This is a genomic window from Streptomyces sp. NPDC059092, assembly GCF_042756365.1.
Lineage (GTDB): Bacteria > Actinomycetota > Actinomycetes > Streptomycetales > Streptomycetaceae > Streptomyces.
The window spans coordinates 1-8,333 of sequence record NZ_JBHZEJ010000128.1 but is presented as its reverse complement, the minus strand read 5'-3'; the positions used below and the strand labels follow the sequence as shown (position 1 = coordinate 8,333).

The window sequence follows — 8,333 nt, the reverse complement described above, 5'->3', positions numbered from 1 at the left end:
TCGGGGCCTGCGCGCCCCCCGTCGTGGTGCCCGCCCCGGCCACCCCGGGTGCCTCTCCCCGGGTTGTTACGCACGACACGCCCGGCCCCCCCGGGCCGCGCGCTTCTCCCTTGTCGCGGCACCCCCAACCGCTTTATAGTCAACATGACCATTAAGGAGGCGGGCATGAGTCCAGTGCTGCCCCCCACCGGCGACCGCCGGCGGACCTGGTCCCACGGGGGTGGACCAGGTTCGCCGGCCCGGCGGGGGCCACGATGAGCCCGCCCGAGCGGCACGCCGCCACGGCCGAGGCCCCGCCCCCGTACGACACGGCGCCGTACGACCCGTCCGCCTTCGAGCCCTTCGCCGTCACGGTCGACCTCGCCGTCTTCACCGTCCGCGACAGCAGGCTGCACGTCCTGCTCGTCGAGCGCGGCGAGGCCCCGTACCGGGGTGACTGGGCGCTGCCCGGCGGCTTCGTCCTGCCGAAGGAGTCCGCCGGACAGGCCGCCCGCCGCGAACTCGCCGAGGAGACAGGCCTGTCGGAGGAGACCGCGGGCGCGCTCCACCTCGAACAGCTCCGCACCTACAGCGCCCCGGACCGCGACCCCCGGATGCGGGTCGTGTCCGTCGCGTACGCCGCTCTCGTGCCGGACCTGCCCGAGCCACGCGGCGGCGGGGACGCCGCCCGCGCCCGGTGGACCGGGTTCGGTGACCGCGGCTCCCTGGCCTTCGACCACGACCACATCCTCGCCGACGCCTACGACCGCATCGGCGCCAAGCTCGAATACACCTGTCTCGCCACGGCCTTCTGCCCGCCCGAGTTCACCCTGGGCGAGCTGCGGCAGGTCTACGAGACCGTCTGGGGCGTGGCACTCGACCGCCCCAACTTCCGGCGCAAGGTCCTCACCACGCCAGGGTTCGTCCAGGCGCTGGAAGGGCCGCCGCGCCGGACGGGTGGCCGCGGGAAACCCGCCGCGCTCTACCGTGCGGGTGCCGCCACCACGCTGCATCCACCTCTGCTGCGACCGGAAGGACGGACGGCATGATCATCGCGAGGACCCTCACCAAACAGGCCGCGACGGGCTCCCTCATCGGGCTGGCGCTCGGCGACGCCCTCGGCTTCCCCACCGAGTTCAACGACGTTCCCTCGATCCTCGCCAAGTGCGGCCCCTGGCGCGAGATGCAGCTGCCGAAGCCCGCCATCGTCACCGACGACACCCAGATGACACTCGCCTTCGCCCGTGGCATCAGGACCGCGATGGATCGCGGCGTCCTCGGCCCGATCCGTCTGGAGCGCCCCGTACGCGACGAGTTCGTGGACTGGTACCACTCCCCGGACAACAACCGCGCCCCCGGCGCCACCTGCATGAAAGCCTGCATGCTCCTCGACAGCGAGCGGCCCTGGCAGCGCGCCAGCCAGGTCCACTCCAAGGGCTGCGGCGCCAATATGCGGGTCGCGCCCATCGGCCTCGTCCCCGGACTGAGCGACGAACAGCGGGCCGGCGCCGCCCAGTTGCAGGCCGCCCTCACCCACGGCCACCCCACCGCCCTCGCCGCCTCCGACCTCACGGCACGCACCGTCTACCTGCTCTCGCACGGCGGCGAACCCGGCGCGCTGATGGGCCAGCTCCGTTCGTACGCGTACGAGAACCGCGAGCACTACCGCCAGCGCTGGCTCGGCGACCTGTGGACGTACGCCGACGACGCCGGCCCCGAGGAGTTCATCGCCCGCGGCTGGGACGAATGCCTGGCAGCCCTCGAACGCCTCCAGCAGGCCCTGCGCGCCCCCTCCCCGGAGACCGACCCCTGCCTCGCCACCGGCGACGGCTGGGTCGCCGAGGAGGCGCTGGCCACCGGGCTGCTCTGCTTCCTGCTCTTCCCGTCCGACCCCGTCACCGCGCTGCGCCGGGCCGCCTGCACGCGCGGCGACTCGGACTCCATCGCCGCTCTCGCGGGCGCCTTCGCCGGCGCGCACCTGGGCGCGGGCGCCTGGCCCAAGGAGTGGGCCGAGCGGATCGAGTACCGCAGCGACCTCATGTCGCTGGGAGCCCTCTGGGACTCTTGATCCATGCGTACCGAAGAGATGAGCGCGGACGAGCGGGACCACACGGCGGGGCCGGGCCACGCCGAGGTGCGGAGCCGCGCCGACCGCCTGCGCGCCGCCGGGCTGCCGGTCACCGACCTCGGCCCGGTCCTCGCCGCGGAGAGGGACCCGCTGCTGTTCGCCACGGTCTCCGGGGCGCATCTGTACGGCTTCCCCTCCCGCGACTCGGACGTGGACCTCAGAGGCGCCCACCTGCTGCCCGTCGCCGCGCTGGTCGGGCTGCGGGAGCCGGAGGAGACCCGGTCGCGGACGGGCGACCGGGACGGCGTGGAGATGGACCTCGTCACGCACGACCTGCGCAAGTTCGTCCGGCTGATGCTGCGCCGCAACGGCTATGTGCTGGAGCAGCTCCTCTCCCCGCTGGTGGTCCGCACGACCGAGGCGCACCGGGAGCTGATCGCGCTCGCCCCGGCCGTGCTCACCAGTCACCACGCACACCACTACGCGGGGTTCGCACGGACCCAGTGGCGGCTGTTCGAGCGGACCGGTGAACTCAAGCCCCTGCTCTACACCTTCCGCGCGCTGCTCACCGGCGTGCACCTGATGCGTGGCGGCGGGATCCTCGCGCATCTGCCCACCCTGCTCCAGGAGGTGGCGGCGCCGGGCTATCTGCCCGAGCTGATCGCCGCCAAGGCCGAGGCGGAGCACGGACCGGCCACCGGTCCCGGCCGGGACCGGCTGGAGCGGGACGTGGAGGCGCTGCGCACGGTGCTGGACGAGGCGCGGTCCGCCACGGCCCTGCCCGGCGCGGCCGTCTCCGCCGGACACGAGGCGCTGCACGACTTCGTGGTCCGCGTCCGGCTGGCGGGCTGATCCGTACGCCGTACGCGTCCCCTACGCCGCACCCGCTCCCCACGCGCGGGCCGAGGCGCGGCGCGTACGGATCAGGAAGTCCTCCACCCGGGCGCGGTCCGGCTCGGCCGGCAGCGGGGAGCGTGCGACCGCCTCGTCCGCCTCGGCGGCCAGCACGGCCATCCGGCGCTCCACCTCCGGCCACGGCACCTCGCCGCGCTTGACCGCGAGCAGCCGCTCGCGCTCCGGACCGACGTCGACGACCAGGTGGCCGGTACGGAGCAGATCCCGGCAGGAGGCGAGCAGCCGGAGCAGATGCGTGGCGGGCTTCCAGCGCGGCGCCCCGTCACGCCGGATCCGCGCCACCAGCTTCCCGTGCTGGCCCTCCGCGTACCGTACGAACGTCCGGTGCGCCTGCCGGGAGAGGAACGCCTCGCGCAGCGAGAGCAGCTCGCGGCCCGTGGCGTCGGCGTGCTCGACCAGCGGGGAGTGCAGGCACTCCAGGACGTTCGGGTTGGTGTGCAGCGCGAGGGAGCAGAAGCGTTCCAGCTCCCAGGAGAACTGCTCGGGCGCCGGCCCCTCGACATGGACCGGCGGCTTCTCGAACCCCCAGTACAGCGGCGTCGGGGCGAGGAAGACCCCGCGCAGGTCCGTGTCGCTCCCCTCCGTCGCCAGACCGAAGGCGCGCGAGCCCATGACGCACGCGTAGACGGTGTGGTCGCGGACGAGGGTTTGCGGCGGGGGCGAGGTCATGCGCGCGAGCGTACGGGGGCTCGCGGCAGGTCGTTAGTCTGGACGGAGCACTCGATCATTCATGGGAGAACGTTGTGGCGGTACGAGCGGTTCGCGGGGCCGTCCAGTTGGAGCGGGACGAGTCCGGGCACATGGACGAGCAGGTCAAGCAGCTCCTCACCGCGATCATGGAGCGCAACGGACTGACCACCGACGACCTCATCAGCATCTGGTTCACGGCGACGCCCGATCTGCACAGCGACTTCCCGGCCGCCGCCGCGCGCGGCCTCGGCATCGTCGACGTACCGCTGATCTGCGCCCAGGAGCTGGACATCGCCGGCGCCCTGCCGCGCGTCGTCCGTGTCCTCGCCCACATCGAGTCCGAGCTGCCCCGGTCCGAGGTGGCGCACGTCTACCTCGGCGCCGCCGCCGCTCTGCGCAAGGACATCGCCCAGTGAGAACCGCCCTGGTCGTCGGGACCGGCCTGATCGGCACCTCCGCCGCGCTGGCCCTGGCGGGCCGGGGGGTCACCGTCCACCTCAGCGACCACGACCCCTCCAGGGCCAGGACCGCCGCCGCGCTCGGCGCCGGTACGGACGCGCCGCCCGAGGGCCCCGTCGACCTGGCGGTCGTCGCCGTACCGCCGCGGCACGTCGCCGTCACGCTCGCCGAGGCGATGCGCGCCGGGGTGGCCCGCGGCTACCTGGACGTCGCCAGCGTCAAGGGCGGGCCCCGGCGCGAACTGGCGGCGCTCGGCCTGGACACCACCGCGTACATCGGGACGCACCCCATGGCGGGCAAGGAGCGCTCGGGCCCGCTCGCCGGGACCGCCGACCTCTTCGAGGGGCGGCCCTGGGTGCTGACCCCGACCCGGGAGACCGACACCGAGGTGCTCAACCTCGCGCTGGAACTGGTCTCGCTCTGCCGCGCCCTGCCCGTGGTCATGGACGCGGACGCGCACGACCGGGCGGTGGCGCTGGTCTCGCACACCCCGCATCTGATCTCCTCGATGGTCGCCGCCCGCCTGGAGGCCGCCGACGAGAGCGCCGTACGCCTCTGCGGCCAGGGCATCCGCGACGTCACCAGGATCGCGGCCTCCGACCCCGCGATGTGGGTCGAGATCCTCTCCGCCAACGCGGGCCCGGTCGCCGAGGTGCTGGCCGCCGTCGCCGCCGACCTCGACGAGACCGTCGAGGCGCTGCGCGCGCTCCAGTCCGCCGACGAGGCGAAGCGGCGCGGCGGCGCGGCCGGCATCGAGGACGTCCTGCGGCGCGGCAACGCGGGCCGGGGCCGCGTCCCCGGCAAGCACGGCGCCGCCCCGACGGCGTACGAGGTCGTCGCCGTCCAGGTCAGCGACCGGCCGGGCGAGCTGGCCCGGATCTTCGCGGACGCCGGCGCGGCCGGGGTGAACGTCGAGGACGTACGGATCGAGCACGCGACCGGACAGCAGGCCGGCCTGGTCCTGGTGATGGTCGAACCGGCCGCGGCGCCCGTACTCGCCGCGGCGATGCGCGAACGCGGCTGGTCCATCCAGCAGTGACCGCGCGGTGACCAGGGGTGACACCGGCGGGCACCCGCCGGCGACCGGCGTGCGGGGCCGGAGGCGGTCCCGTACGAGGGGTGCGATCGGGGCCCTGAAGACTCGGTAACCTTGTGCGGGGGCGTGTGCGCGTCCCCGCACATCCACCCCGTGACTCAGGAAGGTGTCCGTCCCCCGTGGAAGCTACCCCCGCCCGGACCGCCCAGGCCGCTGTGATCGTCGCCATCGACGGGCCCTCGGGCACGGGCAAGTCGAGCACCTCCAAGGCCGTGGCCGCCCAGCTCGGGCTGAGCTACCTGGACACCGGCGCGCAGTACCGCGCGATGACCTGGTGGATGAGCAGCAACGGCGTCGACGTCGAGGACGCCGCCGCCGTCGCGACCGCCGCCGCCAAACCTGTCCTGGTCTCCGGCACCGACCCGGCCGCGCCCACGATCACCGTCGACGGCGTGGACGCCGCGGGCCCGATCCGCACCCAGGAGGTCACCGCCCGGGTCAGCGCGGTCAGCGCCGTCCCCGAGGTGCGCGCCCTCATCACCGAACTCCAGCGCGGGATCGCCGCCGCGGCGCCGCTCGGCATCGTCGTCGAGGGCCGTGACATCGGTACGACGGTCCTGCCGGACGCCGACGTCAAGATCTTCCTCACCGCGTCCCCGGAGGCCCGCGCGGCCCGCCGCAGCGGTGAGCTGACGGGCAAGGAGGCGACCGACGTCGCCGCCACCCGGGAAGCGCTGGTCAAACGGGACGCGGCCGACTCCGGCCGCAAGACGTCCCCGCTCGCCAAGGCCGCCGACGCGGTCGAGGTGGACACCACGGATCTCACGCTCCAGCAGGTCATCGAGTGCGTCGTGACCCTGGTGGAGGAGAAGCGGGCCGCGCGGTGAGCGCGGCGGTGGGCGCGCCGCCCTCGGAGAGGGGCGCGGCGGTCGGCAGAGGCATCGGCATCGGGCTGATGTACGGACTGTGGAAGCCCAGGGTGCTCGGCGCCTGGCGGGTCCCGGCGAGCGGCCCCGTGATCCTCGCGGTCAACCACGCGCACAACATCGACGGCCCGATGGTGATCGGCACCGCTCCCAGGCCGTCGCACTTCCTGGTCAAGAAGGAAGCGTTCATCGGCCCACTCGCCCCCTGCATGCGCTTCCTCGGGCAGATCGAGGTGGACCGCTCGGTCGCCGACCGTGCCGCGATCACCGGCGCGCTCGGGGTCCTCGCGGACGGCGGTGTCCTGGGGATCTTCCCCGAGGGCAGCAGGGGCGAGGGGGACTTCGCCTCGCTCCGCGCCGGGCTCGCCTATTTCGCCGTACGGTCGGGAGCGCCGATCGTGCCGGTCGCGGTGCTCGGCTCCACGGAGCGCCCCGGCCGGCTGATACGGGGGCTGCCCGCGCTGCGCAGCCGCGTGGACGTCGTCTACGGCGACGCCTTCGCGGCGGGCGACTCTGCCGGGCGGCGCACCCGCAAGGCCCTGGACGAGGCCACCGTACGGATCCAGGAGCGGCTGACCGCCCACCTGGAGCACGCCCGGCGCCTCACCGGACGCACCGGTCCCACCGGGCCGTAAGACAGCCAGCACGACTTCAGTAGTGCGCCGCGAGCCGTGGCGCACCGATCACGATGAACGAGGTACGGACTTCATGAACGACCACATCGACTCCGGCGACGAGCACGGAGAGCTTGGCGACGCCGAGTACACGGACTTCATGGAGCTTGCCGCTCAGGAGGGCTTCGAGGCCGAGGAGGTGGAGGGCGCGCTGGACGAGGCCGGTCACGGCCCGCTGCCCGTCCTCGCCGTCGTCGGCCGCCCGAACGTCGGCAAATCGACTCTCGTGAACCGGATCATCGGCCGCCGCGAGGCGGTCGTCGAGGACAAGCCGGGCGTCACCCGCGACCGGGTCACCTACGAGGCCGAGTGGGCCGGACGCCGCTTCAAGATCGTCGACACCGGCGGCTGGGAGCAGGACGTCCTGGGCATCGACGCCTCCGTGGCCGCCCAGGCCGAGTACGCGATCGAGGCCGCCGACGCGGTGGTCTTCGTCGTGGACTCCACGGTCGGCGCCACCGACACCGACGAGGCCGTGGTACGGCTGCTGCGCAAGGCGGGCAAGCCCGTCGTGCTCTGTGCCAACAAGGTCGACGGACAGAGCGGCGAGGCGGACGCCACCGCGCTCTGGTCGCTCGGCCTCGGCGAGCCCCACCCGGTCTCCTCGCTGCACGGCCGCGGCACCGGCGACATGCTCGACGCGGTGCTCGAAGCGCTGCCCGAGGCGCCGGCCCAGACCTTCGGCACCGGGCTCGGCGGCCCGCGCAGGATCGCCCTCATCGGCCGCCCGAACGTCGGCAAGTCGTCGCTGCTGAACAAGGTCGCGGGCCAGGACCGGGTCGTCGTCAACGAGGTCGCGGGCACCACCCGGGACCCGGTCGACGAGCTGATCGAGCTGGGCGGCACGGTCTGGAAGTTCATCGACACCGCGGGCATCCGCCGCCGGGTCCACCTCCAGGCGGGCGCGGACTACTACGCGTCGTTGCGCACCGCCGCCGCCGTCGAGAAGGCGGAGGTCGCGGTCATCCTGATCGACACGAGCGAGTCCATCAGCGTCCAGGACCAGCGCATCGTCACGATGGCCGTCGAGGCGGGCCGCGCCATCGTCGTCGCGTTCAACAAGTGGGACACCCTCGACGAGGAGCGCCGCTACTACCTGGAGCGGGAGATCGAGACGGAGCTGGCGCAGGTCGCCTGGGCGCCCCGGGTCAATGTCTCCGCCCACACGGGCCGGCACATGGAGAAGCTGGTCCCGGCGATCGAGACGGCGCTGGCGGGGTGGGAGACACGCGTGCCGACCGGCCGGCTCAACGCCTTCCTCGGCGAGCTGGTCGCCGCGCACCCGCACCCGATCCGGGGCGGCAAGCAGCCCCGCATCCTGTTCGGCACCCAGGCGGGCACGAAGCCGCCGCGCTTCGTGCTCTTCGCCTCCGGCTTCATCGAGGCCGGGTACCGGCGGTTCGTGGAGCGCCGGCTGCGCGAGGAGTTCGGCTTCGACGGCACCCCGATCCACATCTCCGTACGGGTGCGCGAGAAGCGCGGGCGCAAGAAGTAGCGGCAGGGCGCGGAGCGCCGAACGCGGTGGGGGCCGGGCCGGGTACGCCCGGGCGGGCCCCCCCCCCGACGGCCCGGAGGGCGGGCCCGCC

The 8,333-nt window shown here is 73.8% G+C and carries 9 protein-coding genes; 8 read left to right on the top strand and 1 reads right to left on the bottom strand.

The window, feature by feature from the left end:
• Positions 1 to 254: 254 nt before the first annotated feature.
• From ACFXPL_RS36525 to ACFXPL_RS36515, 3 genes are read left to right on the top strand one after another with little or no spacing between them, the layout of a single operon-like run.
• Positions 255 to 1,028 (top strand): NUDIX domain-containing protein, encoded by a 774-nt coding sequence (locus ACFXPL_RS36525; protein ID WP_384927487.1) that lies wholly within the window; start codon positions 255 to 257, stop codon positions 1,026 to 1,028.
• Complete coding sequence (locus tag ACFXPL_RS36520) at positions 1,025 to 2,047, top strand: ADP-ribosylglycohydrolase family protein (RefSeq protein WP_384927486.1); 1,023 nt, start codon at positions 1,025 to 1,027, stop codon at positions 2,045 to 2,047. Before ACFXPL_RS36525 ends, ACFXPL_RS36520 begins: the two co-directional genes overlap by 4 nt.
• A gap of 3 nt (positions 2,048 to 2,050) precedes the next feature.
• Entirely contained in the window at positions 2,051 to 2,899 is an 849-nt protein-coding gene (locus ACFXPL_RS36515) for a DNA polymerase beta superfamily protein (RefSeq protein ID WP_384927485.1), read from the top strand.
• 21 nt (positions 2,900 to 2,920) lie between these two features.
• On the opposite strand, the gene ACFXPL_RS36510 is transcribed toward ACFXPL_RS36515, so the two are convergent.
• On the bottom strand, positions 2,921 to 3,631 hold the full coding sequence (locus tag ACFXPL_RS36510; RefSeq protein ID WP_384927484.1) for a DNA polymerase beta superfamily protein: 711 nt from the start codon (positions 3,629 to 3,631) through the stop codon (positions 2,921 to 2,923).
• Positions 3,632 to 3,705: 74 nt separating this feature from the next.
• Between ACFXPL_RS36510 and aroH the strand changes: the two genes are divergently transcribed.
• The 5 genes from aroH to der all read left to right on the top strand — a co-directional run bounded on the left by aroH (position 3,706) and on the right by der (position 8,242).
• The gene (aroH, locus tag ACFXPL_RS36505; protein ID WP_384927483.1) at positions 3,706 to 4,068 is read left to right on the top strand and encodes a chorismate mutase; all 363 of its coding nucleotides are present in this window, start codon (positions 3,706 to 3,708) and stop codon (positions 4,066 to 4,068) included.
• Positions 4,065 to 5,150, top strand: a complete 1,086-nt coding sequence (locus ACFXPL_RS36500) for a prephenate dehydrogenase (protein ID WP_384927482.1) — start codon at positions 4,065 to 4,067, stop codon at positions 5,148 to 5,150. The genes aroH and ACFXPL_RS36500 overlap by 4 nt, the downstream gene beginning before the upstream one ends.
• A 176-nt stretch (positions 5,151 to 5,326) precedes the next feature.
• Entirely contained in the window at positions 5,327 to 6,034 is a 708-nt protein-coding gene (gene cmk / locus ACFXPL_RS36495; protein ID WP_384927481.1) for a (d)CMP kinase, read from the top strand.
• Positions 5,992 to 6,708 carry a lysophospholipid acyltransferase family protein gene (locus ACFXPL_RS36490; RefSeq protein ID WP_384927480.1) on the top strand — a complete coding sequence of 239 codons (717 nt, stop codon included), beginning with the start codon at positions 5,992 to 5,994 and terminating at the stop codon, positions 6,706 to 6,708. The genes cmk and ACFXPL_RS36490 overlap by 43 nt, the downstream gene beginning before the upstream one ends.
• Positions 6,709 to 6,781: 73 nt before the next feature.
• Positions 6,782 to 8,242 carry a ribosome biogenesis GTPase Der gene (gene der / locus ACFXPL_RS36485; protein ID WP_384927479.1) on the top strand — a complete coding sequence of 487 codons (1,461 nt, stop codon included), beginning with the start codon at positions 6,782 to 6,784 and terminating at the stop codon, positions 8,240 to 8,242.
• Positions 8,243 to 8,333 lie beyond the last annotated feature (91 nt).

Coding starts and splice junctions, on each gene's coding strand:
- ACFXPL_RS36515 (WP_384927485.1), top strand. CDS start 2,051: ATGCGTACCGAAGAGATGAGCGCGGACGAGCGGGACCACACGGCGGGG.
- ACFXPL_RS36510 (WP_384927484.1), bottom strand. CDS start 3,631: ATGACCTCGCCCCCGCCGCAAACCCTCGTCCGCGACCACACCGTCTAC.
- ACFXPL_RS36525 (WP_384927487.1), top strand. CDS start 255: ATGAGCCCGCCCGAGCGGCACGCCGCCACGGCCGAGGCCCCGCCCCCG.
- ACFXPL_RS36520 (WP_384927486.1), top strand. CDS start 1,025: ATGATCATCGCGAGGACCCTCACCAAACAGGCCGCGACGGGCTCCCTC.
- der (WP_384927479.1), top strand. CDS start 6,782: ATGAACGACCACATCGACTCCGGCGACGAGCACGGAGAGCTTGGCGAC.